The organism is Mycolicibacterium nivoides (genome assembly GCF_003855255.1).
Taxonomy (GTDB): Bacteria; Actinomycetota; Actinomycetes; order Mycobacteriales; family Mycobacteriaceae; genus Mycobacterium; species Mycobacterium nivoides.
In genome coordinates this window covers 3,330,041-3,356,173 of sequence record NZ_CP034072.1, presented here as the reverse complement: position 1 = coordinate 3,356,173, position 26,133 = coordinate 3,330,041, and the positions used below count along the sequence as shown (strand labels likewise).

23 protein-coding genes are annotated in these 26,133 nt (G+C 66.1%); 8 read left to right on the top strand and 15 right to left on the bottom strand.

Annotated features, from left to right (window positions below):
* Nucleotides 1-40 precede the first annotated feature (40 nt).
* A complete protein-coding gene (locus EH231_RS16060) occupies nucleotides 41-790 on the top strand; it encodes an SDR family oxidoreductase (protein ID WP_044520156.1) in 750 nt (249 codons plus the stop codon).
* A 155-nt stretch (nucleotides 791-945) separates the two neighbouring features.
* The gene (locus tag EH231_RS16055; RefSeq protein WP_241178041.1) at nucleotides 946-1,359 is read left to right on the top strand and encodes a hypothetical protein; all 414 of its coding nucleotides are present in this window, start codon (nucleotides 946-948) and stop codon (nucleotides 1,357-1,359) included.
* A 40-nt stretch (nucleotides 1,360-1,399) separates the two neighbouring features.
* Here the strand turns inward: EH231_RS16055 and pgi are convergent, their stop codons facing one another.
* On the bottom strand, nucleotides 1,400-3,058 hold the full coding sequence (gene pgi / locus EH231_RS16050; RefSeq protein WP_090427221.1) for a glucose-6-phosphate isomerase: 1,659 nt from the start codon (nucleotides 3,056-3,058) through the stop codon (nucleotides 1,400-1,402).
* 50 nt (nucleotides 3,059-3,108) lie between these two features.
* Here pgi and EH231_RS16045 point away from each other — a divergent pair, with 50 nt between their 5' ends.
* Both EH231_RS16045 and EH231_RS16040 read left to right on the top strand, forming a co-directional pair.
* The gene (locus tag EH231_RS16045; RefSeq protein WP_090427224.1) at nucleotides 3,109-4,557 is read left to right on the top strand and encodes an NAD-dependent succinate-semialdehyde dehydrogenase; all 1,449 of its coding nucleotides are present in this window, start codon (nucleotides 3,109-3,111) and stop codon (nucleotides 4,555-4,557) included.
* A gap of 80 nt (nucleotides 4,558-4,637) precedes the next feature.
* Nucleotides 4,638-6,647 carry an SGNH/GDSL hydrolase family protein gene (locus tag EH231_RS16040; protein WP_090427226.1) on the top strand — a complete coding sequence of 670 codons (2,010 nt, stop codon included), beginning with the start codon at nucleotides 4,638-4,640 and terminating at the stop codon, nucleotides 6,645-6,647.
* 2 nt (nucleotides 6,648-6,649) lie between these two features.
* Here the strand turns inward: EH231_RS16040 and EH231_RS16035 are convergent, their stop codons facing one another.
* The gene (locus EH231_RS16035) at nucleotides 6,650-6,943 is read right to left on the bottom strand and encodes a chorismate mutase (protein WP_407939459.1); all 294 of its coding nucleotides are present in this window, start codon (nucleotides 6,941-6,943) and stop codon (nucleotides 6,650-6,652) included.
* 19 nt (nucleotides 6,944-6,962) lie between these two features.
* Between EH231_RS16035 and pcrA the strand changes: the two genes are divergently transcribed.
* Nucleotides 6,963-9,302: a DNA helicase PcrA gene (gene pcrA / locus EH231_RS16030; protein ID WP_124712764.1), complete on the top strand. Its 2,340-nt coding sequence runs from the start codon at nucleotides 6,963-6,965 to the stop codon at nucleotides 9,300-9,302.
* A 142-nt stretch (nucleotides 9,303-9,444) separates the two neighbouring features.
* On the opposite strand, the gene EH231_RS16025 is transcribed toward pcrA, so the two are convergent.
* The 5 genes from EH231_RS16025 to EH231_RS16005 all read right to left on the bottom strand — a co-directional run bounded on the left by EH231_RS16025 (nucleotide 9,445) and on the right by EH231_RS16005 (nucleotide 14,061).
* Nucleotides 9,445-9,846 carry a 4Fe-4S dicluster domain-containing protein gene (locus EH231_RS16025; protein ID WP_124712763.1) on the bottom strand — a complete coding sequence of 134 codons (402 nt, stop codon included), beginning with the start codon at nucleotides 9,844-9,846 and terminating at the stop codon, nucleotides 9,445-9,447.
* Complete coding sequence (locus EH231_RS16020; RefSeq protein WP_124712762.1) at nucleotides 9,843-11,435, bottom strand: FAD-dependent oxidoreductase; 1,593 nt, start codon at nucleotides 11,433-11,435, stop codon at nucleotides 9,843-9,845. Before EH231_RS16020 ends, EH231_RS16025 begins: the two co-directional genes overlap by 4 nt.
* Entirely contained in the window at nucleotides 11,419-12,153 is a 735-nt protein-coding gene (locus EH231_RS16015) for an ABC transporter ATP-binding protein (protein ID WP_090427237.1), read from the bottom strand. Before EH231_RS16015 ends, EH231_RS16020 begins: the two co-directional genes overlap by 17 nt.
* Nucleotides 12,154-12,226: 73 nt before the next feature.
* Nucleotides 12,227-13,123, bottom strand: coding sequence for an ABC transporter permease subunit (locus EH231_RS16010; RefSeq protein ID WP_124712761.1), 897 nt, complete (start codon nucleotides 13,121-13,123; stop codon nucleotides 12,227-12,229).
* A complete protein-coding gene (locus EH231_RS16005) occupies nucleotides 13,102-14,061 on the bottom strand; it encodes an ABC transporter substrate-binding protein (RefSeq protein ID WP_090427242.1) in 960 nt (319 codons plus the stop codon). Before EH231_RS16005 ends, EH231_RS16010 begins: the two co-directional genes overlap by 22 nt.
* Nucleotides 14,062-14,255: 194 nt before the next feature.
* On the opposite strand from EH231_RS16005, the gene EH231_RS16000 reads away from it, so the two are divergent.
* Nucleotides 14,256-15,458, top strand: a complete 1,203-nt coding sequence (locus EH231_RS16000; protein ID WP_124712760.1) for a cytochrome P450 — start codon at nucleotides 14,256-14,258, stop codon at nucleotides 15,456-15,458.
* Here the strand turns inward: EH231_RS16000 and EH231_RS15995 are convergent.
* Genes EH231_RS15995 through EH231_RS15985 form a run of 3 tightly spaced genes read right to left on the bottom strand, consistent with a single transcriptional unit; the run spans nucleotide 15,448 to nucleotide 18,150 of the window.
* Nucleotides 15,448-16,356 (bottom strand): hypothetical protein, encoded by a 909-nt coding sequence (locus EH231_RS15995; RefSeq protein ID WP_124712759.1) that lies wholly within the window; start codon nucleotides 16,354-16,356, stop codon nucleotides 15,448-15,450. The two genes, EH231_RS16000 and EH231_RS15995, sit on opposite strands and share 11 nt — an antisense overlap.
* Nucleotides 16,357-16,398: 42 nt before the next feature.
* Entirely contained in the window at nucleotides 16,399-17,082 is a 684-nt protein-coding gene (locus EH231_RS15990) for a hypothetical protein (RefSeq protein WP_124712758.1), read from the bottom strand.
* Nucleotides 17,083-18,150, bottom strand: coding sequence for a M23 family metallopeptidase (locus EH231_RS15985; protein WP_090427254.1), 1,068 nt, complete (start codon nucleotides 18,148-18,150; stop codon nucleotides 17,083-17,085).
* A 272-nt stretch (nucleotides 18,151-18,422) separates the two neighbouring features.
* On the opposite strand from EH231_RS15985, the gene sucC reads away from it, so the two are divergent.
* Both sucC and sucD read left to right on the top strand, forming a co-directional pair.
* Nucleotides 18,423-19,586: an ADP-forming succinate--CoA ligase subunit beta gene (sucC, locus tag EH231_RS15980; protein ID WP_090427258.1), complete on the top strand. Its 1,164-nt coding sequence runs from the start codon at nucleotides 18,423-18,425 to the stop codon at nucleotides 19,584-19,586.
* 12 nt (nucleotides 19,587-19,598) lie between these two features.
* Entirely contained in the window at nucleotides 19,599-20,501 is a 903-nt protein-coding gene (sucD, locus tag EH231_RS15975) for a succinate--CoA ligase subunit alpha (protein ID WP_044520139.1), read from the top strand.
* Nucleotides 20,502-20,570: 69 nt separating this feature from the next.
* Here sucD and EH231_RS15970 read toward each other — a convergent pair whose 3' ends face one another.
* From EH231_RS15970 to EH231_RS15950, 5 genes are all read right to left on the bottom strand, one after another.
* Nucleotides 20,571-22,442, bottom strand: a complete 1,872-nt coding sequence (locus EH231_RS15970; protein ID WP_124712757.1) for a S9 family peptidase — start codon at nucleotides 22,440-22,442, stop codon at nucleotides 20,571-20,573.
* A gap of 46 nt (nucleotides 22,443-22,488) precedes the next feature.
* Nucleotides 22,489-23,112 (bottom strand): TetR/AcrR family transcriptional regulator, encoded by a 624-nt coding sequence (locus EH231_RS15965; protein ID WP_124712756.1) that lies wholly within the window; start codon nucleotides 23,110-23,112, stop codon nucleotides 22,489-22,491.
* 173 nt (nucleotides 23,113-23,285) lie between these two features.
* Nucleotides 23,286-23,594, bottom strand: a complete 309-nt coding sequence (locus tag EH231_RS15960; RefSeq protein ID WP_124712755.1) for a hypothetical protein — start codon at nucleotides 23,592-23,594, stop codon at nucleotides 23,286-23,288.
* A gap of 713 nt (nucleotides 23,595-24,307) precedes the next feature.
* Complete coding sequence (locus EH231_RS15955) at nucleotides 24,308-25,768, bottom strand: hypothetical protein (RefSeq protein ID WP_124712754.1); 1,461 nt, start codon at nucleotides 25,766-25,768, stop codon at nucleotides 24,308-24,310.
* Nucleotides 25,769-25,783: 15 nt separating this feature from the next.
* Nucleotides 25,784-26,077 (bottom strand): hypothetical protein, encoded by a 294-nt coding sequence (locus tag EH231_RS15950; protein WP_090427275.1) that lies wholly within the window; start codon nucleotides 26,075-26,077, stop codon nucleotides 25,784-25,786.
* Nucleotides 26,078-26,133 lie beyond the last annotated feature (56 nt).

The window sequence follows — 26,133 nt, the reverse complement described above, 5'->3', positions numbered from 1 at the left end:
CGCATTTATCACAGTTGTCTAACTCGGTTATCCTGCAGCGATGACCCGTCAGAAGATCCTCATCACCGGTGCCAGCTCCGGACTGGGCGCGGGCATGGCCCGGCAGTTCGCGGCGAAGGGCCGTGACCTGGCGCTGTGTGCCCGCCGCACCGAGCGGCTCGATGAGCTCAAGGCCGAGCTGGCCGACCGGCACCCCTACGTCAAGGTCGCGGTCGCCGCACTGGACGTCAACGACCACGAGGCCGTGCCGCGGGTGTTCGGCGAGCTGTCCGAGGAACTCGGCGGCATCGATCGCGTGATCGTCAACGCCGGCATCGGCAAGGGCTGGCCGCTGGGCGAGGGCAAGCCGTGGGCGAACAAGGCGACCATCGAAACCAACCTGATCGCCGGTCTGGTGCAGATCGAGACGGCGCTGGAGATGTTCAAGAAGTCCGGCAGCGGTCACCTGGTGCTGATCTCGTCGGTGCTGGGTAACACCGGTGTGCCCGGAGGTAAGGCCGCCTACTGCGCTTCCAAGGCGGGGATGACCTCGCTGGGCGAGTCGTTGCGCGCCGAGTACGACAAGGGCCCCATCCGGGTGACCGTGATCGAGCCGGGCTACATCGAGTCGGAGATGACGGCCAAGTCGGCGACCACCATGCTGATGGTCGACAACGAGACCGGCGTCCGCGCGATGGTCGAGGCCATCGAGAAGGAGAAGGGCCGGGCCGTGGTGCCGCGCTGGCCGTGGGCCCCGCTTACTCAGGTGATGCGGTTGCTACCGCCGAAGTACACCAAACGTTTCGCCTAGTCAACGGGGGTCTACACCGGAACCAGCATTCTTGGGCGCCGCGCGACACGCCAGGCAGCGGGCGCAGATCTACGCGCCGTGGTTCAGCAGCCGGATCCGGTGCCGCGATTCGGCACCGTGTTTCGGAACCGGGTGAACCTGGGTAGCCCACCTTCATGACCTCAAGACTGATTGCCTCGATGTTCTTTGCAGGCGCTGCGGCTGGGGCCGTCGCACTGGCTCCGATCGGCCTGGCTGACCCGCCGCCCCCGCCGCCGTGTGTGAATGCCGACGGAACGGCGTGCGCCGATACGGGCACGGCCAGCCCCGGTGGCGCTACCGGCGCGATTCCGGGTGGTCCTGGCGGCACGGCAGGTCCGGGTGGCGCCAGCGGCGTGATCCCCGGTGGTCCCGGTGGAGCGGCCGGCCCCGGCGGCGCTACCGGCGTGATTCCCGGTGGTCCCGGCGGGACCGCGGGCCCTGGCGGCGCTACCGGCGCGATTCCGGGTGGCCCCGGCGGTACGGCAGGCCCGGGTGGTGCCAGTGGCTGTATCCCGAACGTGGGTTGCGCGACAATCCCCGGACCGTAACTGAGTCCGTAAGCGAGACCTGGGCAGACCGTCCGCGCTGTTAGGCCGAGCGCCCGCGCTCGACGCGGTAACGCCGCACGAGCGCATCGGTCGACGAATCCGACTGCTTGCCCGGTGATTCCGATTCGGTGATCACCGGCAGCAGCGCCTTGGCCTGGGTCTTGCCCAGCTCGACGCCCCATTGATCGAAGGAGTCGATCCCCCACACCACTCCTTCGGTGAACACCTGGTGTTCGTAGAGGGCGATGAGCTGGCCCACGACCGACGGCGTCAACCTGGTTGCCAGGATTGACGTCGTCGGTCGGTTTCCGGGCATGACCTTGTGCGGCACGACGGAGGCCGACGTGCCCGCTGGAAGATCCCGGGCAATATCCGCCGCATCTCTTCCGAACGCCAGCACCTGGGTCTGGGCGAAGAAGTTGCTCATCAGCAGATCGTGCATGCTGCCCGTGCCGTCCGCGGTGGGCAGATCGTCGGTGGGCTGGGAGAAGCCGATGAAGTCGGCAGGCACCAGCCGGGTGCCCTGGTGCAGCAGCTGATAGAACGCGTGCTGGCCGTTGGTTCCCGGCTCGCCCCAGAAGATCTCGCCGGTCTCGGTTGTGACTGCGGTGCCGTCGGCTTGCACCGACTTGCCGTTGGACTCCATCGTCAGCTGCTGCAGATAGGCCGCGAACCGGGACAGATCGTTCGAGTAGGGCAGCACCGCACGCGACTGCGCGCCAAAGAAATTCGAGTACCAGAGACCGATAAGTCCGAGCAGCGCGGGAGCGTTCTCGCCGAGCGGCGCGGTGCGGAAGTGCTCGTCGACCAGATGGAAACCGGACAGGAATTCGGCGAACCGCTCACGGCCGATCACGGCCATCACCGACAGCCCGATCGCCGAGTCCACCGAGTACCGGCCGCCCACCCAGTCCCAGAACCCGAACATGTTGTCGGTGTCGATGCCGAACTCCTGCACCAGTTCGGCGTTGGTGGACACTGCCACGAAATGTTTGGCCACCGCGTCCTCGCCGAGCGCCTCGACCAGCCAGCGACGCGCCGCCGTCGCGTTTGTCAGCGTCTCGAGAGTGGAGAACGTCTTGGACGCGACGATGAAAAGCGTTGTGGCCGGGTCCAGATCGGCCAGCGTCGCCACCAGGTCCGCCGGGTCGACGTTGGATACGAAGCGGGCGCTGATACCGGCGTCGGCGTAGTGGCGCAACGCGTCGTACACCATCACCGGACCCAGATCCGAACCGCCGATGCCGATGTTGACGACAGTCTTGATCCGCTCGCCGGTGGCGCCGGCCCACTCGCCGCTGCGCAGCCGGTCGGTGAACCCGCCCATGCGATCGAGCACCTCGTGGACGTCGGCCACCACGTTCTGGCCGTCGACGGTCAACGTCGCGTCGGCAGGCAACCGCAGCGCGGTGTGCAGCACCGCGCGATCCTCGGAGGTGTTGATGTGCTCACCGGCGAACATCGCGTCGCGGCGGGTCTCCAACCCGGCGGCGCGGGCCAGATCGGCCAGCAGTTCCAGGGTCCGGCGGGTGACCCGGTGCTTGCTGTAGTCGATGTAGAGGTCACCGACGGTCAGCACCAGCTCGGTCCCGCGGTTCGGATCCTCGGCGAAAAGCTCCGTGAGATGAATGTCGCCGATCTCGTCGTAGTGCTTCGACAATGCCTGCCATGCGGGGGTTGCGGTGATGTCAGCACTCATTCTGTCGACCTTAATGCGGGGCGCGGAGCGAAGGTGTACATGATGGATGTATGGCCATTGAAGACTTGATTTCATCCGTGCCCACGGGTCTTTGGATCGGTGGTGAGGAACGCCAGGCCGCATCGACGTTCAATGTGCTGGACCCCAGCGACGATCAGGTGTTGGCCACGGTGGCCGACGCGACCGCCGCCGATGCCGTCGCCGCACTGGACGCCGCGTGTGCGGTCCAGGCCGAATGGGCTGCGACGGCACCGCGTAAGAGAGGCGAGATCCTTCGGTCGGTGTTCGAGAAGATCACCGAGCGTGCCGACGACATCGCGGCACTGATGACCCTGGAGATGGGCAAGGTGCTCGCCGAGAGCAAGGGCGAGGTCGCCTACGGCGCCGAGTTCTTCCGCTGGTTCTCCGAGGAGGCGGTGCGCATCGCAGGCCGCTACACCCCGGCTCCGGCCGGCACCGGCCGCATCCTCGTCACCAAGCAGGCCGTTGGCCCGTGTTTCGCCATCACGCCGTGGAACTTCCCGCTGGCCATGGGGACTCGCAAGATGGGGCCGGCGTTCGCAGCGGGCTGCACCATGATCGTCAAGCCCGCGCAGGAAACCCCGCTGACCATGCTGCTGCTGGCCAAGCTGATGGATGAGGCCGGCCTGCCCAAGGGCGTGCTCTCGGTGCTCCCGACCAGCAACCCGGGTGCGGTGAGCACCGCGCTGATCGACGACGGCCGCCTTCGCAAACTCACCTTCACCGGCTCGACCGGCGTGGGCAAGGCACTGGTCAAGCAGTCCGCCGACAAGCTGCTCCGCACGTCGATGGAGCTGGGTGGCAACGCCCCCTTCATCGTGTTCGACGATGCCGACGTCGACGCGGCGGTCGACGGCGCGATCCTGGCCAAGATGCGCAACGGCGGTGAGGCCTGCACCGCCGCCAACCGCTTCCACGTGGCCAACTCGGTGCGCGAGGAGTTCACCGAGAAGCTCGTCAAGCGGATGAGCGAGTTCACCCTCGGCAAGGGCATCGACCCGTCGTCGACGTTGGGCCCGCTGATCAACTCCAAGCAGGTCTCCACCGTCACCGAACTCGTCTCCGATGCGGTCTCCCGCGGGGCGACTGTCGCGGTCGGCGGCGTCGCGCCGGACGGGCCGGGCAACTTCTACCCGGCCACGGTGCTGGCCGATGTGCCGGCCGATGCCCGCATCCTCAAGGAGGAGGTCTTCGGTCCGGTCGCCCCGATCACCGGGTTCGACACCGAGGAAGAGGGTGTGGCCGCCGCCAACAACACCGAATACGGCTTGGCTGCTTACGTTTACACGCAGTCGCTGGACCGCGCGTTGCGAGTGGCCGAGGGCATTGAGTCCGGCATGGTCGGCGTGAACCGCGGTGTCATCTCGGATGCGGCGGCACCGTTCGGCGGCATCAAGGAATCCGGCTTCGGCCGTGAGGGTGGCACCGAGGGCATCGAGGAGTACCTCGACACGAAATATATTGCGCTAACCCGTTAGCGCTCCGTCGCGCCTTCCCGACTCGGCGCCCGATCCCCCCTAAACTCTGGGGCTCGGACGCCAAGACGGGAGGGCATGACGTGACTGCGGCGCCAGTCCGTGCTGCCAGCCGGCGTCGTCGTGCCTCCATTCGGCGTGACATCCCGGCACTCGACGGCATCCGCGCGATCGCCGTGGCCCTGGTGTTGGCCGGCCACGGCGGAGTGCCCGGGGTGGCCGGCGGTTTCATCGGCGTCGACGTCTTTTTCGTACTCAGCGGATTCCTGATCACCTCACTGCTGCTCGACGAGTACCGCCGCACCGAGCGCATCGATCTCAAGGGCTTCTGGATCCGCCGCGCCAAACGCCTGTTGCCCGCCATGGTGCTGATGACCTTGGCAGTGGTGATCGCCCGGCCCTTGTTTTCCTCGGATGCGGTCACCTCGCTTCGCGAGGACGCGGTCGCGGCGTTCTTCTGGATGGCGAACTGGATGTTCGTCGCCACCGACACCGACTACTTCAGTCAGGGCAGTGCTCCGTCGCCGTTGCAGCACACCTGGTCCCTGGCGGTCGAAGAGCAGTACTACGTGATCTGGCCGCTGCTGGTGCTGGCCGCCGCGCTGCTGGTGCGCCGCCGCTCGACGGGCGCGGTTCGGGCGGTGGTGTTCGGGCTGGCAGTGCTCGGAGTCGTCGGCTCGGCAGTGGCGTCGATCTGGCTGTCCGGCGATGCCGCAGACCTCAACCGCGTGTACTTCGGCACCGACACCCGGGCCCAGGCGCTGTTGGTAGGCGCGGCGGCGGCGGCGCTGTTGGTGCGCGACTGGTCGTCGCTGACGATGTCGGGCACGTTGATCCGGGCCCGGTGGCGACGCTGGATCGCCTGGATCCTGCCGGTGATCGGGGTCGCCGTGCTGGCGGCGGCCGCACACCTGGCGACCGGCAGCGCCGACGAGTTCCACCACGGCTTGCTGATCGTGGTGGCCCTGGGCGCGGTTCTGGTCGTCGCCCCGGTCGCGCTGGATCAGGACGGCTACGTCGCCCGCATCCTGGCCTGGTACCCGCTCGTCACCCTCGGCGTTATCTCCTACGGCGTCTACCTCTGGCACTGGCCGATCTTCCAGATCCTCAACGGCGAGCGCACCGGCCTGCAGGGCTGGTCACTGCTGGCGCTGCGGTGCGCGGTGACGATCGCGGTGTCGTGGGTGTCGTGGTGGGCGATCGAGCAGCCGGTCCGGCACTGGCGCCCGCAGCACGTCCCGATGCTGCGACTGTCCGCGGCCACGGTGGCCACCGCCGCGGTGGTGACGATGACGGTCGTCCCGGTCGGCGTCCCGACCCGTCCGGCGGGCCCGGACGTGATGGCCGCGGCGGCGTCCGAACAGGACGTCGGGGCGGAGCGGGCCGTCGCGGTGGGACCGCCGCCTGCGCTGCCGCCCGGTACCCGCACCGTCGCGGTGTTCGGTGATTCGGTGGCCTGGACATTGATGCGTTATCTGCCTCCCACCCCGGGATTCCACTTCAGCGACTACACGACGATCGGTTGCGGCGTCGCCCGTGGTGGCCCGTACCGGTCGGCGGGCGAGACGCTGAATCAGAAGCCCGAGTGCGACTCCTGGCCGGAGCGCTGGGCGCAGCGCATCGCGCATGACCGGCCGGACACCGTGCTGCTGATGATCGGACGCTGGGAAGTCGTCGACCGTACCTGGCAGGGCCGGTGGACCCACATCGGCAACGACGCCTACGACACCTATCTCAAAGGCGAGCTTCAGCGTGCGCTCGACATTCTCAGCTCGACCGGAGCGCACGTGGTGGTGACCACGGCCCCGTACAACCGGCGCGGTGAGCGGTCGGACGGGACGCTGTATCCGGAGGATCAGCCGGGCCGGGTGCAGGCTTGGAACACCCTGCTGCGGACGGTGACCGGGCAACGGCCGAATGTGTCGGTGCTGGATTTCAACGCCAAGCTCAATCCGGACGGCAAGTACACCGCGAAGATCAACGGGGTGAAGATGCGCAGCGACGGCGTACACCCGACGTCAGAGGCGGTGCAGTGGCTGGCGCCGTGGCTGCTGGACTCGCTCAGAGCGCCCGCGAAGCCTGCGGGCCGATAGGCCTAGTGGCCCAGGCGGCCGCGCCCCAGCTGCAGCAGCAGGATGGCCAGGTCCTTGCCCTCGGGGCCGAGCACGCTGTAGCGCTCGATGACCTGCATTTCGCGACTGTGCACCAGGCGGGTACCGCCGGAGGCCATCCGGGCCTTACCGATCAGCTTGGAGACCTCGGCGCGGCGCTGGACTGCGGCGAGGATGGTGGCGTCGAGTTCGTCGATCTCCCGACGCAGGTCATCGATCTCAGGCACAGCCTGATAGTCCCAGTCGGCCCGTGCCAGCGCAAAACTGTCCCCGCTCAGCGGTAAGTTTGAACGCAAGATGACCACTTCCCCCGTCGCCTCCCCAGCTGCCGCAGATGTTGATGAACTCCTCGACGGCCTGAACCCCCAGCAGCGCCAAGCGGTGCTGCACGAGGGGTCGCCGCTGTTGATCGTCGCGGGCGCTGGGTCGGGTAAGACGGCCGTGCTGACCAGGCGTATCGCCTACCTGCTGGCCGCTCGTGACGTCGGGGTCGGGCAGATCCTGGCCATCACATTCACCAACAAGGCCGCCGCCGAGATGCGCGAGCGCGTGGTTCAGCTGGTGGGCCCCAGAGCGCGCAACATGTGGGTGTCCACGTTCCACTCCACGTGCGTGCGGATCCTGCGCAACCAGGCCTCGCTGCTGCCGGGGCTGAACTCCAACTTCTCGATCTACGACTCCGACGATTCCCGGCGTCTGCTGATGATGATCGGCAAGGACATGGGGCTGGACACCAAGCGGTACTCGCCGCGGCTGCTGGCCAACGGTATCTCCAACCTCAAGAACGAGCTGATCGGTCCGGAGCAGGCGGCGGCCGAGGCGTCGGAGGCCGCCGAGGAGATGGCCGGCATCATCGCCCAGGTCTACGGCGAGTACCAGCGCAGGCTGCGCGCGGCCAATGCGCTGGACTTCGACGATCTGATCGGTGAGACGGTCGGGATCCTGCAGGCCTTCCCGCAGATCGCCCAGTACTACCGCCGCCGGTTCCGCCACATCCTGGTCGACGAGTACCAGGACACCAACCACGCGCAGTACGTGCTGGTGCGCGAATTGGTGGGCCATCACCTCGACGAGAACGACGGGGTGGCGGCATCGGAACTGTGCGTGGTGGGTGACGCCGACCAGTCCATCTACGCGTTCCGCGGTGCGACGATCCGCAACATCGAGGATTTCGAGCGCGACTACCCGGACGCGACGACGATCCTGCTGGAGCAGAACTACCGCTCCACCCAGACCATCCTGAACGCGGCCAACTCGGTGATCGCCCGCAACACCGGCCGCCGCGAGAAGCGGCTGTGGACCGAGGAAGGCGAGGGCGAGCTGATCGTCGGCTACGTGGCCGACAACGAGCACGACGAGGCCCGCTTCGTGGCCGAGGAGATCGACGCGCTCGCAGACAGTGAAGGCATCAAATATTCGGACGTAGCGGTGTTCTACCGCACCAACAACTCCTCGCGCGCGCTGGAAGAGGTGTTCATCCGCGCCGGCATCCCGTACAAGGTCGTCGGCGGCGTGCGGTTCTACGAGCGCCGCGAGATCCGCGACATCGTCGCCTACCTGCGGGTGCTGGACAACCCGGGTGACTCGGTGAGCATGCGCCGCATCCTCAACACCCCGCGCCGCGGCATCGGCGACCGGGCCGAGGCCTGTGTGGCGGTGTACGCGGAGAACACCGGAGCCAGCTTCAACGATGCGCTGCAGGCCGCCGCCGAGGGGCGGGTGCCGATGCTCAATTCCCGTTCGGAGAAGGCCATCGCATCGTTCGTTCAGCTGCTCGACTCGCTGCGCGGCAAGCTCGATGACGAGCTGGGGGATCTGGTCGAGGCTGTCCTGGAGCGCACGGGCTACCGCCGTGAGCTGGAGGCCTCCAGCGATCCGCAGGATCTGGCCCGGTTGGACAACCTCAACGAATTGGTCAGCGTCGCACACGAATTCAGTACCGACCTGGCCAACGCCCGGGCCCTGGCCGAACAGGGCGAGGGTGAGCCGGTCGACGAGGACATCCCCGACACCGGGGTGCTGGCCCAGTTCCTGGAGCGGGTGTCGCTGGTGGCCGACGCCGACGAGATCCCCGAAGACGGTGCGGGCGTGGTGACGATGATGACGCTGCACACCGCCAAGGGGCTGGAGTTCCCGGCGGTGTTCGTCACCGGCTGGGAGGACGGCATGTTCCCGCACATGCGGGCCCTGGGCGATCCGAACGAGCTGTCCGAGGAACGCCGGTTGGCCTACGTCGGCATCACCCGCGCGCGTAAGCGGCTCTATCTCTCGCGGGCCAAGGTGCGATCGTCGTGGGGGCAGCCCATGCTCAACCCGGAATCGCGGTTCCTGCGCGAGATTCCGGAAGACCTGATCAACTGGCGGCGCATCGAGCAGCCGTCGTCGTCACTGAGCGCCCCGGTGGGTAACGCCGGCCGCTATGGCACCCCACGCCCGTCGCCCTCACGGCCCGCGCCCGCCCGCAACCGCCCGGTGATCACGCTGGAACCCGGCGATCGGGTCTCCCACGACAAGTACGGACTGGGTCGCGTCGAGGAAGTCTCCGGTGTGGGCGAATCGGCGATGTCACTGATCGACTTCGGCAGTGCCGGCCGGGTCAAGCTGATGCACAACCACGCCCCGGTGCAGAAGCTGTAGGCGGGCTCGTCAAGACTTTTGACGAAGTTCTGGCAGACACATTGACCCAAGACGCGTATCCAAGCCACCTCGCCCCATGGGGCAATAGTCCCTGACGAAGATCGTCAAAATCTTTGACGCGGCCGGCCCGGCGTCAAAGACCTCATGAATGGTTCCATGGCCCGTCCGCCAGTACCGCGGGGGCACCCAGGCGTGGCTCGGCCAGTGGCGGGATCGAGGTCAGCACCGGGTTCTGGTCCAGGCGCGAGCCAGGGGAGCGGCCCCGTCCCCAACCGACCATCTCCCGGTAGCCGCCGAGCAGTCCCGCATCGCTGACCGCGGATTCGGAAGCATGAGGGCTTTCGGCGCCCACGGGCGTGGAGACCGGCGAGACGTAGAGCGCGTCGGTGGGGCAGTAGGCCTCGCACATGAAGCAGGTCTGGCAGTCGGACTGGCGCGCGATGACGGGCACCCCGTCAGTGCCGCGGTCGAAGACGTCGGTGGGGCACACCCTGATGCAGAGGTCGCACGCGATGCAGGCGGTCGTGCTGACGATCTCGATCACGCGACTGCCTCCGAGGTGATGAGCTGCGGGGCAACGGGATCAGGTGCCGTCCACACCCGGTCCAGGCCGCCGGCCAGGATGCGGTGCTCGTAGCGGTGATCCGAATCGGGCAGATCCTCACGACGGTGCAGGCCGCGGGTTTCTGGCCGGGCCAGGGATGCGGCGGTGATCCAGCGGGCCGCGGCCACCATGGCCACTGCCTGGCGCTGCTTGTAGACCTCGCGGGCCGGCACCGGAGCCAAGCCGTCGGCGATGTCGCGCCACACCGCCTCCAGCGCTGCTGCGGACTCTCGGAGCCGCTCTTCGGATTTCAGGTAGCTGCGCTGCGGCGGCAGGACATGCGACTGCGCTGCAGCCACCACCTCCTCGACGGTGGGGGCACCCGCGCGGGAGCGCGAGGAGGTGGTGGCGGGCTCACCCGCGGGTACCCGCCGGGTACGGCTGAACTCGGCAGCGCCGCGGCCGGCGAAGGTGCCCGACGCGATCGCCCACGAGCCGTTGCGGCTGCCTCCACCGGACAGCGAGCCGGTGATGAGCTCACGGGTCGCGGCATCACCTGCCGCATACAGCCCGGGAACCGTTGTCGCGCAATCGGGCCCGACGAGCCGGAGGCCGCCGGTGCCGCGCACCGATCCCTCGTACACCATCCGGATCGGGTAGGCGGTGGTGAACGGATCGATGCCGGCCTTGTCCAGCGGCAGGAAGTAGTTCGGCTGGGCGTCGCGCATGGTCTGGCGGATGTTTTCGGGTGCCCGGTCCAGCCTGGCGAACACCCGCTCGCCGCGGGCCAGGGCCCGCTGCGCATCCTGGCGTCCGCTCAGCCCGCGCTGGGTGGTGAACGGGCGGCCGTGCTCGTCATAGAAGCTGCCCCACTGCAGCATTCGGCCTTTGGTGTGCACGCCCCATTCGGGGGCCAGCGCGTAGGCGGTGCAGAACTCCATTCCGGACAGGTGTGCTCCGTGTTCAGCGGCCATCAAGAGACCTTCGCCGGTGTCGACGTTGGTGCCGAAGGTCCCGGACAGGAAGGCGGTTCCGCCGGTGGCCAGCACGACGGCACCCGCGGTGATCCGCCATGGCCGGCCGCCGTCCTGGCGTGCGATGCCGGTGGCGCCGGTGACGACGCCGTCGGGGTCGGCGGTCAGCTCCAGTGCCGGGTGGTGATCGAGGATGCGAACGCCACTGCGATGGGCCTTGCGGCGCATGCGGCGCATGTACTCGGGGCCCTGCAGGCTGCTGCGCATCTCGCGGCCGTCAGCGCCCACCGGGAACGGGTAGCCCCACTCGGAGAGGTGTTCGAGCCGGTCCCACGAGGTAGCCAGTACCCGGAACATCCACTCGGAGTCGGTGATCCGGCCGGCGGCCAGTTCGCGCTCACGCACCGAATCCTCGCGCCGCGGCCCGGGTCCGATCGCCCACAGGTTGTTGCCGCCGGCGGCGGTCGCCCCACTGGTGCCGCAGTAGCCCTTGTCCACCAGGATGACGCGGGAGCCGGATTCCGTGGCCGAGATGGCGGCCCAGGTCGCTGCGGGGCCGCCGCCGATCACCAGGACATCGGTGCTCAGTGCATCGGGGTCAGCGGGAACGGTCATGACCTACTTCCTCTCGGACGCCGAGTTCGGCCAGCAGCGCACGGCGCAGGTCGTCGAACCCGTCGTCGCTGCGGGTGCGGGGGAAGGGCAACTCGACGCGTCGGTCCAGTGAGACCCGTCCGCCCGAGAGCACCACCACCCGGTCGGCCAGCAGGATCGCCTCGTCGACGTCGTGGGTGACGTGCAGAACGGCCATGTGTCTGCGTGACCACAATTCGTGGAGCAGCCCGTACATCTTGAGCCGGGTCAGTGCGTCGAGCGCGCCGAAGGGCTCGTCGAGCAGCAACAGGTCGGGTTCGCGGACCAGAGCACGGGCCAGTGAAACGCGTTGCGCCTCACCGCCGGAAAGGGACAACGGCCACGCCTTGGTCTTCTCCGTCAGGCCCACCTCGTCGAGTGCGGACCGCCCGCGTGCGATTCGGCTGGGGGCGTCGGGTCCGGCGTCGGGCAGTGCGAAGGTCACGTTGGCCAGGGCGCGCCGCCACGGCAGCAGTCGCGGGTTCTGGAACACCACCGCCCGGGAGCGGGGGACCCGCACCGATCCGGTGACCTGACCGTCGAGGCCGGCCAGCACGCGCAGCAGGGTGCTCTTGCCGGAACCGGACCGCCCCAGCATCGCGACGAATTCGCCGTCCTCGATCTGCAGTTCGAGATCTTCGAGCACCTGCTGATCACCGAAGGCGCGGGTGAGGCCGTGCACGTCGACGACAGTGCTCATGCTTCGGCTCCCACTCGCTCCGGTCCTCGCTCGTTCCTCGCTGCGAACCTCACGCGCGCTCGCCTTCGGGCGCTCATGCCGGCGCTCCGAGTCCCTCGAACCCGTTGCGCCAGGACAGCAGAAGCCGCTCCAAGACCCGCACCAGCGTGTAGGACAGCAGACCTGCCACCGCGTAGATGACGATCACCAGCAGCGAGACGTCGAACTGCAGGTTGGTCTGGGCCCGCGACATCAGGTAGCCGATGCCCTGGGTGGTGTTGATCATCTCCGCGAAGATCAGGCTCAGCCACGCGCTGGACAGCCCGAGGCGCAGGCCGACAAGGAAATTCGGCATCGCCCCGGGCAGGATCACCTGCGAGATGAGTGTCCGCCGCGGAGCTTCCAAGGTTTGCGCCATCTCGACGAGTTGCCGGTCCACGCCGCGAATACCCGAATAGGTGTTGATGTAGATCGCTATCGCCACACCGGTGGTTATCAGCACGATCTTGGGGCCCTCACCGATACCCATCCAGATGATCAGCAGTGGCGTCAGCGCGAAATTCGGTACCGCCTTGAGGATCTGCATGGTCCAGTCGAGCAGGTCCTCGCCGGTCCGGGTGAGTCCGGCCAGGACCGCGAGCAGGACGCCGATGAGGATGCCCAGCACCGTGCCGGTCAGGACGCGGATAGCTGACGCGCCGACGTGGGTGGCGAGCTGGCCGTCACCGAGCAGCCGCCACGCGGTGGCCGCCACCTCGGTCGGAGGCGGGAACAGATCGGTGTTGAGTAGCCCTGTCGTCGATCCGATCGCCCACGCCGCCAGGATCAGTGCCGGGCTCATCAGCCGGCGTACCGGTCGGGGGATGCGCGCCCACAGGCCTTTTCGCCGACCGCGACCGCCGACGACCTCGACGAGTTCCGGGGGCGTGGCCGCTGACCGGACTGCCGTGGTGATGGTGACGGCTGCGGTCACGACTTGGCTCCGGCCCACTCGCGGACCGAGTATTCGTTGTCGAAGGATCCGTCGGCGTTGAGGAACTTGTATGCGGCTTCGAGCTGGTCCACACCGGCAGCCGGGAACGGTTCGGTATTGAACTCGTCGGCCTGAGTCGATGCTTTGACGAACTTCAGGTCGGTGTCATCGGTTTTCGCGACCCATGCCAGGTAGTCGTCGAAGTTCTCGGTGATGTCGCGGTTGACGGCGGTGACCGCCTGCTGCCAGGCGCCGACGAACTCCGGATGGGCGTCGGTGAACGAGGTGAGGGCGATGTTGGTGCCGGTGCTGCCGAATCCGTGACGCGACAGGCTGTCGATGATCGGGAAGCCCTTGGATTCCAGCTCGGCCGCGCTGGCGCCGGTCAGGATGGCCGCGTCGATCTTGCCGGAACTCAGCCCGGCGATGGATTCGGGCGTCGGCACGTCCCGTACCTGGATCTGGCCGTCGAGGCCCGCGGCATCGATGAGCTGTCGGGCGGCGCGGTCGCGGATGGTGCCCTGCGGGGCGGTGATGTCCTTGCCGACCAAACCCTTGATGTCGGTGGGCCCGCCCTTGGCGCCTACCAGCCAGGCGTCGCCGTTGATCGAATCAAGGGACAGCAGAACTACTTTCGGATCGCGGCTGCGTGCGCGCAGGGCAGGGTTGTCGCCGATGGCTGCCACGTCGATGGCGCCGGCGAACAGTGCCGAGGCGACATCGCTGCCGGACTGGAAGAACGAGTACTCGATCTTGCCGACCCCGGCGGATTTCAGCTGTTCGGTGAGGATGCCCTGCTTGTCGCCCCAGCCCAGCGAACCCGCGGGAGTCCCGGTCACCGACGTCGCGCCGACGCGCAGCGTGTAGCCCTCGGAGTTGTCGTCGTTGCTGCTGCAGGAGATGGCCGTGGTGATGAGGGTGAGCGCAAAGGCGGTGCGCAACAGGCGGTTGAACATGGAGCGGGCCTCCGAAGGGGTCAATGCGTGAGCACACACGCGAATCCGCCCCAGTAGACGCCCGGCCCCGATTTCGGGTCGACGGTTTGGCTCAGGCTGACTGTTAACCCGCTGTGAGCCGGTGATTGACCGGCGGACGCACCCCACAGTACGGTGGAACAACTATTTGGTACGGCGGATGGGGAAGTGGTTCGGTGACGACGCAGCAGGCGGTGGAGCTCTACTACGACCCGTTCGACAACGACATCGACGACGACCCGTACCCGATCTGGAAACGGATGCGCAGCGAGGCGCCGCTGTACTACAACGAGAAGTACAACTTCTATGCGCTGAGCCGGTGGGACGATGTGGCGCGGGAGCTGCCCAATTGGCAGGCCTACCGATCAGGACGCGGCACCACGGCCGACATCCTGTTCAGCGGTATCGAGGTCCCGCCGGGCATCCTGCTGTTCGAGGACCCGCCGCTGCATGATCTGCACCGGCGACTGCTGTCGAAAGTCTTCACGCCACGCCGCATGCTGGCAGTCGAGGAGCTGGTGCGCGACTTCTGTGCGAAGGCACTGGATCCCCTGCGCGGGCAGGACGGTCTGGACTTCGTCGCGGACCTCGGGGCGTTCATGCCGATGCGCACCATCGGCTATCTGCTGGGCATTCCGGAGGGGGAGCAGCAGAGCATCCGGGACCGCAACGACAAGGCCATCACGGTGGCGTCGGTCGATGCCAGTGCGGACGGCGTCAGCCCGACGATCTTCGCCGACGCCATCGCGATGTTCGCCGAGTACATCGAATGGCGGGCTTCGCATCCGTCCGACGACCTGATGACCGATCTGCTCACCGCGCACATCGAGGAGGCGGACGGGACATCGCGGCTGCTGACCCGCACCGAGGTGCTCGCGTACACCGCGATGATCGCCGGTGCGGGCAACGAAACCACTGCTCGGCTCATAGGTTTCATGGGGCAGCTGCTCGGCGAGCATCCCGGCCAACGGCGTGAGCTCGTGGCCGATCCGAGCCTGATCCCGGGTGCGGTGGAGGAGACGTTGCGCTTCGAACCGCCGTCACCGGTGCAGGCCCGCTATGTCGCCCAGGATGTCGAGCACTACGGACAGGCGATCCCCGAGGGCTCCTACATGCTGCTGCTCAACGGATCGGCCAATCGTGACGAGGCGAAGTTCACCGATCCCGACCGGTTCGACATCCACCGCACGGGCGGCCACCTGAGCTTCGGTCAGGGCCTGCATTTCTGCCTGGGCTCGGCGCTGGCCCGGCTGGAGGCGCGGGTCGCGTTCGAAGAGGTGCTCAAGCGGTGGACGGACTGGGAAGTCGACTACACCAACGCTTTTCGTGCCCATACGTCCAGCGTCCGCGGCTGGGCGAGGTTGCCCGTCAAGTTCTAGCGGCACGTGCCGGCACGGCCGCCGCCAGCACGGCGGTGACCACGGGCACCGTGAGCGTGAGCACGACCACCGATGCCGACCGCGGTGCGAAGATCGTGGAAAGCTCGCTCGCGCCGATCTCGTAGAAGAGTCGATTCAGGTCGGCCCAGCTGAAGACGCCCTGCGCCACCGTGATTGTGCAGCCGGCGATCACCACGAAGCGTCCGGAGGCGATTCCTACTGATATCAGCACCGCGCCGATGACGAGCACTGCCGCCGCAACGACGGAGGCAGACAGCGGCTCGAGCATCGCCAGCGTCCACGCCGCGCTCGGCGTGGTCGGCAGCAGGTCCGTCAAGTCGGTGATGTAGCGCAAGCTGTAGTCGAACTGCCTGTTGGCCAGCCACAGGTGGTAGCCGGCCATCGCCACCGCCAGTGCCGCGACGAGCAGGTTGGGCGCCCGGCTGCTACGGGGCTCTGCGATCTCAGGATCATTTGCAGTGCTGCGCTTTTCGCTTCCCGTGAGGAGGCCGGCTATCAGCGTGGCGATCGACAGCGCGAACCAGGCCCAGCGGGTCACACCGAGCGCACCTTGATTGCCCCACGCTATGAATCCGGGTCCGGCCCACACCACGAACTCGACGACCGACAGGACGATCACCGCCGCGCTGGCCGCCACCACCAGAGTGCGGCCACGACGTTCGTCGCGGCTCAACAGCACGGCCCCGGCGAACAAGGCGACGGTTACGGCAGCCAGCGCGACAAGGTTGAGGATCGAGTGACAGAACCGCAAAGGGGCGGCACTGAAGCCATAGCCGATGGTGTACCAGGCTACGAGGAGCGCACGCAGCGTCGCGGCGATCCCCAAAACGCCACTGATAGAAGTAAGGACAATCGCCGCCATCGCAGTTGGACGCACAGGGGAACGCTAACAGCGCTCAATTGCGCCGCCGGACACCACTTATCTCCGCGCACTCCAGCGCCCGGTCGAGGGCAACGCGGTGAACAGGATGGCGGTCAGCGGAAGTGCCGGCATCGCGTACACAACCGGATGCAGTCGGGCCCCGGCGATGAACAGACTGGCGAAGATCAGCAGACCGATGACGGCGCCGACGATGACCAGCAGCCGGCCCATGCGCCGCCGCAGCAACAATGCGATGAGCCCGCCGATGGTTGCTGCAGCCGAGATCGCTGCCAGGAAACCGATGGCCACGCAGAACAATCGGTCGGTGCGCCACCAGCCGGCGATCAGATCGGTGGCGATGACGCCGGTGGCCCAGCCGCTGAGGATCGCGAAGGTGGCCGCCACGATCGCCGTGCGGGGGTTGATGCTCACCGAGGTGCGGGGGATGGCCACGGGCCGGGCGCGGGGCACGTAGCGCGTGCTGGCGTCGTCCTCCGCGTTGCCGATGAGGCCGGTCTGCGCGTCAGTTTCCGTGACACCGGGGATCAGGCTGGTCTGGGGCTCCGCGCTGCCCGCGGTGGGAATGGCGCCTGTGGGATGGCGGCGGATGATGCTGGTGTGGGGTTCGTCGGCGATCGGCACGGGACGCGACACCGGTTCCTGCGGCTGGCGCCGGATGATGCGGGTGCGGTCGTCGTCTTCGTCCGGGTGATCGGCTGCTGACTGACGGTCGTCGCTCACTCAGCCAACATAGCTGCCGACGCTGAGACCTCTCTTGTTCAGCCACGGCACCGGATCGATGCGACTGGTGCCGTTCTGGAGAACCTCGAAATGCAGGTGGGGACCGGTGGAGTAACCCCGGTTCCCGACCGTGGCGATCTGGTCGCCGGCCATCACCCGGTCGCCCTCGCTGACGAGCCAGGTGTTGATGTGACCGTAGAGCGTGACGGTGCCGTCAGCGTGGCGCAGCTTGACCCAGGCGCCGTAGCCGGCGGTCGGGCCCGAGGCGATCACGACGCCGTCGGAGACCGCCACGATCGGCGTGCCGATCGGACTCGCCAGGTCGATGCCGGCGTGCAGCACGCCCCAGCGGTAGCCGAAGTTCGAGGTCCAGACGTAGCCCTTGGTGGGCATCACGAACAGCGGGCGCGACAGGCGGGCCTCGCGTTCGGCGCGCTCCTGGGCGAAGGCGGCGGCCTTGGTGATCTCCTCGGCATGCACCGAGGTGTCGGCGGTCGAGGAGACCGAGACGATCTGCATGCCGTCCACCGAGCCGGTGACCGAGGCACCTTCGATGTGGGTGCCCTCGGAGGCCAGGATGGTGTCGTCGGCCTGAGTCTCGGTGGGGTTGCCCAACGAGTAGGCGCCCGCAGCGGTGGCGCCCGCGGCCATGGCGGCGATCATCAGGCGGCTCTTGACTGCGCCGGCGTGCTCCTTGCGGTGGGCACCGCGGCGGCCAGACATGTTGATCACGTCCGTCGCGGCGATGCCGTCGCTCACATCGGTGTGGCTGTCGCGGTATGCGTACCGGGAGCTGTGCTCGCTGCCCGCGTCGGGGCGGAAGCGTGAGGGGACGGCAAGACGGACGGGCACCAGGTCGTCGGTGTCGTTTAGATCGTCGAGTTCCGGGGCATGAATAACGCTGGATTCGGCATCACCGGAGCGGTCGTCGAAGGCTTCGAAAGCGCTGAACGGGATGACGTCCGTGACCTCGGCAGCGTCCGGCTGTTCAGGGGAAACGCGGCGTCTGCGCTGGCGCGCGTCCGTCGGCACCCCTCGCGGAGCTGCGGACGAACGATGCTGCGGCAAGACTCGAGAATCCTTCTTCGTCGTGACCTGAACGTTATCTGGACCAGAGGCACGTTAACCAAATCCCAATGATGGTGGCAACTTATGGGTCTATTCCGCGCCGGAATGTGATCCGTATCACCTCCCATGGGCGGTGAGATCTACCACATGAGCCGGAGGCGATGCTAATCCATCACTCGGTGGTGGATAAAGTGCCAGCGGGCCCGTCCGGCAAGTACAGGCCGGGCAGTTTCTAAGTCAACGCAGACAGACAACGCCTATCTAGGAAGCACATGGATCTCTTCGAATATCAGGCAAAAGAGCTGTTCGCCAAGCACAACGTCCCCACGACCCCGGGCCGCGTGACCGACTCGGCCGAGGACGCCAAGGCGATCGCCACCGAAATCGGCAAGCCCGTGATGATCAAGGCGCAGGTGAAGGTCGGCGGCCGCGGTAAGGCCGGCGGTGTGAAGTACGCAGCCACCCCCGATGACGCGTTCACCCACGCGACCAACATCCTCGGTCTCGACATCAAGGGTCACGTCGTCAAAAAGTTGCTGGTGGCCGAAGCGAGCGACATCGCCGAGGAGTACTACATCTCCTTCCTGCTCGACCGTTCCAACCGGACCTACCTGGCCATGTGCTCGGTCGAGGGCGGCATGGAGATCGAGGAAGTCGCCGCCACCAAGCCCGAGCGGCTGGCCAAGGTTCCCGTCGACGCCGTCAAGGGTGTCGATCTGGCCTTCGCGCGCTCGATCGCCGAGCAGGGGCACCTACCCGCCGAGGTGCTCGACGCCGCGGCCGTGACCATCCAGAAGCTGTGGGAGGTGTTCGTCAAGGAAGACGCCACCCTGGTTGAGGTCAACCCGCTGGTGCGCACCCCTGACGACCAGATCCTGGCACTGGACGGCAAGGTCACCCTGGACGCCAACGCCGACTTCCGTCAGCCCGGTCACGCCGAGTTCGAGGACAAGGACGCGACCGATCCCCTCGAGCTCAAGGCGAAGGAGAACGACCTCAACTACGTCAAGCTCGACGGCGAGGTGGGCATCATCGGTAACGGTGCAGGCCTGGTCATGTCGACGCTGGACGTGGTCGCCTACGCGGGCGAGAAGCACGGCGGCGTGAAGCCGGCCAACTTCCTCGACATCGGCGGCGGCGCGTCGGCCGAGGTCATGGCCAACGGCCTGGACGTCATCCTGAACGACAGCCAGGTCAAGAGCGTGTTCGTCAACGTGTTCGGCGGCATCACCGCCTGTGACGCGGTGGCCAACGGCATCGTGCAGGCGCTGCAGATCCTCGGCGACGAGGCCAACAAGCCGCTGGTCGTCCGCCTGGATGGCAACAACGTCGAAGAGGGCCGGCGGATTCTCGCCGAGGCCAACCATCCCCTGGTTGTCCAGGCCGAGACCATGGACGCCGGTGCCGACAAGGCCGCCGAGCTGGCGAACAAGTAAGGGAGACTTGACATGTCGATTTTTCTGAACAAGGACTCCAAGGTCATCGTCCAGGGCATCACCGGTGGTGAGGGCACCAAGCACACCGCTCTGATGCTCAAGGCCGGCACCCAGGTCGTCGGCGGCGTGAACGCCCGCAAGGCCGGGACCACCGTGTCGCACAAGGACAAAGACGGCAACGACGTCGAGCTGCCCGTGTTCGCCTCGGTCGCCGAGGCCATGAAGGAGACCGGCGCTGACGTGTCGATCGCCTTCGTGCCGCCGGCTTTCTCCAAGGACGCCATCATCGAGGCCATCGACGCCGAGATCCCGCTGCTCGTGGTCATCACCGAGGGAATCCCGGTGCAGGACAGCGCCTATGCGTGGGCCTACAACGTCGACAAGGGCGAGAAGACCCGCATCATCGGTCCGAACTGCCCCGGCATCATCACCCCCGGCGAGTCGCTGGTCGGCATCACGCCGAACAACATCACCGGTAAGGGCCCGATCGGCCTGGTGTCGAAGTCGGGCACGCTGACCTACCAGATGATGTACGAGCTGCGTGATCTCGGCTTCTCCACCGCCATCGGCATCGGCGGCGACCCGGTCATCGGCACCACCCACATCGACGCCATCGAGGCGTTCGAGAAGGATCCCGAGACCAAGCTGATCGTGATGATCGGTGAGATCGGCGGCGACGCCGAGGAGAAGGCCGCGGCCTACATCAAGGCCAACGTCACCAAGCCGGTCGTCGGCTACGTCGCGGGCTTCACCGCTCCGGAGGGCAAGACGATGGGCCACGCCGGCGCCATCGTGTCCGACGGCGCGGGCACCGCGGCCGGCAAGCAGGAGGCCCTGGAGGCCGCCGGCGTGAAGGTCGGCAAGACGCCGTCCGAGACCGCCGCCAAGGCGCGCGAGCTGCTCGCCAACCTGTAATTCTCTCTGCGCGAGCAGACGCTTAGGCCCCCGAAATCACTGGATTTCGGGGGCTTTCGCGTCTTCTCGTCAGGGAAGGCGACCGCCGAGATGCTCGGCCAGGAACCGCTCGACAGCGTGGTACATGTCGATCTGGTTGTCCGGGTTGAGGAATCCGTGCCCCTCGTCCTCCTTGACCATGTATTCGACCTCGACGCCGCGCTTGCGAAGTGCTTCGACCAGGTTGTCGGATTCGGCCTGGACCACGCGAGAGTCGTTGGCGCCCTGGACTACCAACAGTGGTGTGCGGATCTGATCGACCTTCGTGATGGGGGAGCGGGCCAGCATGTCGGCCTCCTGCACCGGATCGTTGTGGTCCCCCACATACAGGTGCCAGTTGGTCGCCAGGAACGGCCGGGCCACATTCGGCAGTGTTCGCATGAAGTTGGCCAGGCTGGAGATGCCGACATAGTCGATCGCCGCGGCGAAGACGTCCGGGGTGAAGGTCACCCCGACCAGCGAGGCGTAACCGCCGTAGGAACCGCCGAAGATCGCGACCTTGTCGCGGTCGGCGTACCCCTGCTTGACGGCCCAGTCGACCGCATCGATCAGGTCGTCGTGCATCTTGCCGGCGAACTCGCCGATCGCGGCTTTGGTGAAGGCCTTGCCGTAGCCGGTCGAGCCGCGAAAGTTGACCTGTAGCACCGCATATCCGCGGTTGGCCAGCATCTGCACGTCGGGTTGGAAGCCCCAGCAATCCCGTGACCAGGGTCCACCGTGCACCAGCAGCACCATCGGCAGGTCGGTGGGCTCGACGCCGACGGGCAGGGTCAGATACGAGTGGAGCTCAAGGCCGTCGCGTGAGGGGATGGTCACCGGGACCATCGTTGCCAATGAATCTGAATTCAGATTCGGGTATGGCCGGAACAGCAGCCGGCTCTCGCCGGTCGTGTGGTCGTAGAAGTAGGTGGCGCCCGGGTCGCGGTCGTGGGTGAAGTTGACGACCCAGCGCTGCCCGGAATCGTCGGACGAGATCCCGGCGAGGTCGCCCTCCGACAGTCGGGTCAGATTCTCAAGTACCGCAGCGAAATTCGGGTCGAGGGCATGGATCACCTGGCGCTCCCCGTAGAAACGGGAGCCGATCAGTTCCCCCGTGCGCTCGCTGAGGATGAACGGTGACGGCAACACCATCTGATTGCCGAGGTCGAATGTCGGGTGGCTGTCCACCTCGGTCTCGACGCCGGTCGCCACATCGAGCCGGACCAGCCGGGTGCGGTCACTGCCCTCATTCGACCCCAGCCAGATGCCGGTGCCGTCCGGGGAGATGACTACGGGGAAGATGCCCAGCGGGTAGTCGGTGCCGTCGTAGACCTTGATGGTCCGCAATGATGCTGTGGCCGAGTCCCATTGCGATATCTCTACGTCACCGTCAGCCGTCAGCGTGTTGGTGAACAGGTCGCCGTTGGGGGCGCACAGCCAGGTGATGACGTTCCCCGGATTCTCCGCCAGCAGGGTGAGTTCTCCAGTGGCGATGTCGAGTTCGTACGCGTCGACCAGCTGGGGATCGCGGTTGTTGGTCTGCACGATCGCTTTCCCGGGCCGACCCTTGGCGAGATCGAAACTCGCTCTGGCTCCCGGAAACGGTGTGAGATCCACTGCGGCGGTACCGGGGTTGTCCAGGTCGACGCGGTACACATGGAAGTTCTCGTCACCACCGTTGTCCTGCATGTAGAGCAGCCACCGCGGATCGTCGGTCCATTCGTAGATGTAGACGCTGCGGGTTTCGTCGGCGGTGACACAGCGCGGAGGTGCGTCGCCGTCGAGGTCCTGAACCCACACGTTGAGGCGGTTCTTCCACGGCGCCAGGTAGGCGATTCTGGTTCCGTCGGGCGAGATCTTTGCGGCTGCGCGCTCGGGTGGGCTGAAGAAATCCTCCACCGAGATGAGTTCGGGCAACGCCATGACGCTCCTTTCGCGGGTGCGGACAAGTTCTTTCGGTTGCGGCCGATCAGGATTCGACGGGTCCGCCCAATCGCCCGTTGGTGGCATCGCGGATCGCCCGGTCGATCAGGGCGAGCGCCTGCTCTTCGGTGACTTTCTTGCCCTCGACGATCACCGCCACGCTGACGTCCTCGTCGACGACACGGAACGCCCCGGTAACGGCAGCCGCACAGAGACGGACGGTGAGATCGTCGACGGGCAGATGCAGGCGGTCGGCGATCACCGGGATGAAGCCCTGCTCCATCCGGTCGTGCACCATCAGGTACGCGGTACGCAGGGCCGGCTCAGACATCGTCATGGTGGCGATCCGCATCGCGCTGATCTCGTCTTGTACATCCTCGGGCGCCGTCGGATGTGAAATCCCGTCGGTGGCAAGGTGTTCGGCCAGCGAGAGATCATGGGGCCACCGGTTGAAGATGTCGATGAACCGGTCCGCGGACTTTTCCAGCACCGGTTCGACGCAGCGTTCCTTGGCGCGGAAATAGCGCCAGATCGTGCGGGTGGAAAGCCCTGCGGCAGCGGCGATGTCATCACCGCTGGTGCCTGCGACACCGCGTTCCCAGAACAGCTTGCAGGCGTGCCGCGAGACCGCCAGACGCGCCTGATCCTGCTTCTCGCCGATTGCCCTCACCTCCAGAACTTGTCACTTAGTGACATCTCCAATGTGTCACTAAGTGACAGGATCGTCAAGGTGCGCTGGTGAGCGCCGGTTTCTGTGTTGCTTTGCCTCTTCTAAGGCGTCGCTTTCCACATCTGGGCTGTGCTCGCTCGCTGAGAAGGACCCGGGCGTAGGAAACGGCGAGCTCAGAAAGCCCAGCTGCCGGAGGGCTGCAGGACGAACCCGTGCTTGTGGTCGGCGTCGATACAGGCAACGAGGTTGTTCCCGCCGACGACGCAGGTGCTGTTGTGGCCCTTGAGTTTCTTGCCGACGGTGATCGGTTTAAACCTCGCCGAGGCGCAATCCCCATCCGGCCGTGAGATGACGTAGGGTGCGTCGCTCGGTCCGTCCTCTGGCTTGCGCACCTCAGGACAGCCGGTACCTGTTACCGAATCGGCGATGCCGTCAATGTTGCCACCGCACACGACGGATCTATGAGGCCCGTAGTCGAGCACGCAACTGATCCGTTCGGGACTGACGAACGCTGTTCCGCCCAAGTCGAAATCTTTTGGGTCGACGCCCGCAAATTCGTTCAGGTCGGGGAAACCTACTGGCGGAGAAGGTAACTCCGGTGTTGACGAACATGCCGTAACCCCGAGAAGTACGACGGCCAAGCACCGCGCAAGCCGCATCAGAACGCCCAGCTTCCCGACGGTTGCACTACGAAGCCATGCTTCCCGTCGCCGTCGATACATGCGGTTAATCGATCCTCGCCGACCACGCACGTCGTGGTGTTGTTCGCGGTGAGTGTTAGCTTCTGACCGATGTTGAGAAGTGTGTCGGCCGGTGGTGGGCACCCCTTGACCGACTTCTCAAATCTGAAAGGTGCTGAGCGACTGTACTCTTCGTGGGTCTGCAGCACGACGGCACATTCGCCGTATTCCACGGGCAGTCCGGGTAGGGGTCCACTGCACCGTCTGACACCACCGATCATGCAGCTTAGACCGTCAGGTGTGCGAAAGAACGCGTACCCGTTGGCCCAACGGTCTGGGCGCGAGAAGTCGAGGTTGGCCGGTGCTTCTGTAAACGCATTGAGATCGGGAAATCCAGGTGGTTGTGCCTCCGCCGATGGCACTGCAGGGCCAACGGCAAGGGTTGCAACCATTGCGGGGACGGCGAGGACCTGGCGCAGGAGGTGCACGCTACTCATGGTTTTTCTCTCATCGCGTTAGTGCTGGACGGTGATCTCGGTCTGATAAGTCTTAGGGTTGTACGGTTTGTCGCCGGTTCCATCCCAGCCCGGCGGATCCTCCCATGTGCTCACGCGAAGTTGCACCGTCTCTTGACCGGTAACCGGGTCATATGTTGTATCGACGACAGAAGGACCGTACGGAGCCCCGGTCCCTCCTCCCGGCCAAGTTCCCTGCCCAGGAGGGAATAGTGGAGTCGCCGGTGCCTTCAGCAAACCTTCTGGCGTCGTCGCGGTAATCGCACTGATCGGTTGATCGCCTGGAACACCCGGATTGAAGTTGTCGGATCCGACGAGCATGAACCCGCCACCTTTGAGTGCGACGAGTTGGCTCTCGCGGTCACCGGGCAATCCCTGGATTTCACCCTGGGGCTTGAGGGTTTGCATCCAGCCGTTCGGGTTGGCGGGGTCGATGGGGTCGGACACATACAGCATTCTCGTCCGGTCTCCAGGATGTGGACCGGTGTTTCCTACTACGATCATCCGGTTGGTCTTTGGGTCGTACGCGCCACTGGCTTGGGCGATCCCGGGCAGGACGCCGATACTCTTCGATGGATCGTTGAGATCTACCACGGTGGTATCGGCGGTTGCATATTCAGGATTTGGCTTCCCGTCCACTACATAGGGAACCTCGCTGTACAGGGCGTACTGCTTCCCGTCAGGACCAACAATCGTGCCGGTCGGAAGCGGTCGGACCTTGTCCTTCCCGTCTGGATTTTCCTGTGATGGTTGGTTCGCTTCGATCTCCAACGGATTCTTTTGTCCGTTCAGTGTGGGGTAACCGGTTCGCCCGTCGCCACTGATCTCGATGCCGGTACCGGGGAGAGTGGAATTCAAATCGCCCTGTGTGCCCTCTGGCCGTAAAGGTCCTGGGCGCCCGGTGATCTGGGGGTCTTTGGACGAGCCTGCGCCAGATTCACCCTTGCCGCCCTGTAGATCGAACTCTCTCAGCCTCGACGTCATTGTGTCGAGTTGATCGGCGACGTTTTGATCGGTCCATTCCAACACCGTTGCCTTAGCGCGAATATCGGCTTGGGCGTGAGTCGCCCTCAGCTTCCGCATCAGGGCCAGGGCAGGGCTGATGATCCAGGGCAAGCGGTCGGTGACGGTCAAGTCCTCGCTTACCGAGAAGAACTGGTCCTCAGTGTTCTTGATCGCGTTGACTGCATCGTTCTTGGCGGCGCCGATAGATTCCGCACCCGCCTTGGCGATACCTGATGCCTGCCTGAAGAGATCGAGCGATGTCCGGACCTTGGCCAAATTTTCGGACAACTTACCGTTGGCGCGGTCTGAAGCCGGGCCCGTCCAGGGAACGCCGCCGACTGTGCTCTGGGCCTTGCTGTAGTGCTCATCAATGATGCTGGCGGTGCGCTCCCACCCGAGCGACGCAGACATCAGGTGGCCCGTCGTCCACCCCTCAATACGAGAACGCGTCAGCATCTCGACTCGGTACTCCTACTTGGGCGGGTTCATCGTCTTGATTACGGCTTGAGCGTTTACCGAATCCGTCGCGTCGTAATAGCGCGCTGCCTGGGCGATGTTGTCGGCGAAGTGGAGCAGGTTGGCAGAACATTCGCTCATCACGTGATTGGTCGCCGCGGTGAGGGCCACCGTGGCCTTCGCTGAAGGTTGATTCGCCGGAGGTTGCCATTCGTGAGTGAGTGAATCTCCGAGTTCGTCGCTGAACGCGGCTAGCTCTTCCGCAGCCCCTTTCAGCGCTGCGGTATCGACCCTCAACGGTTGCGTCACCCATCCACCCTAAAACGGCTCATGAGGGCAGATGCGCACCGATTTCGCTCTGGAAA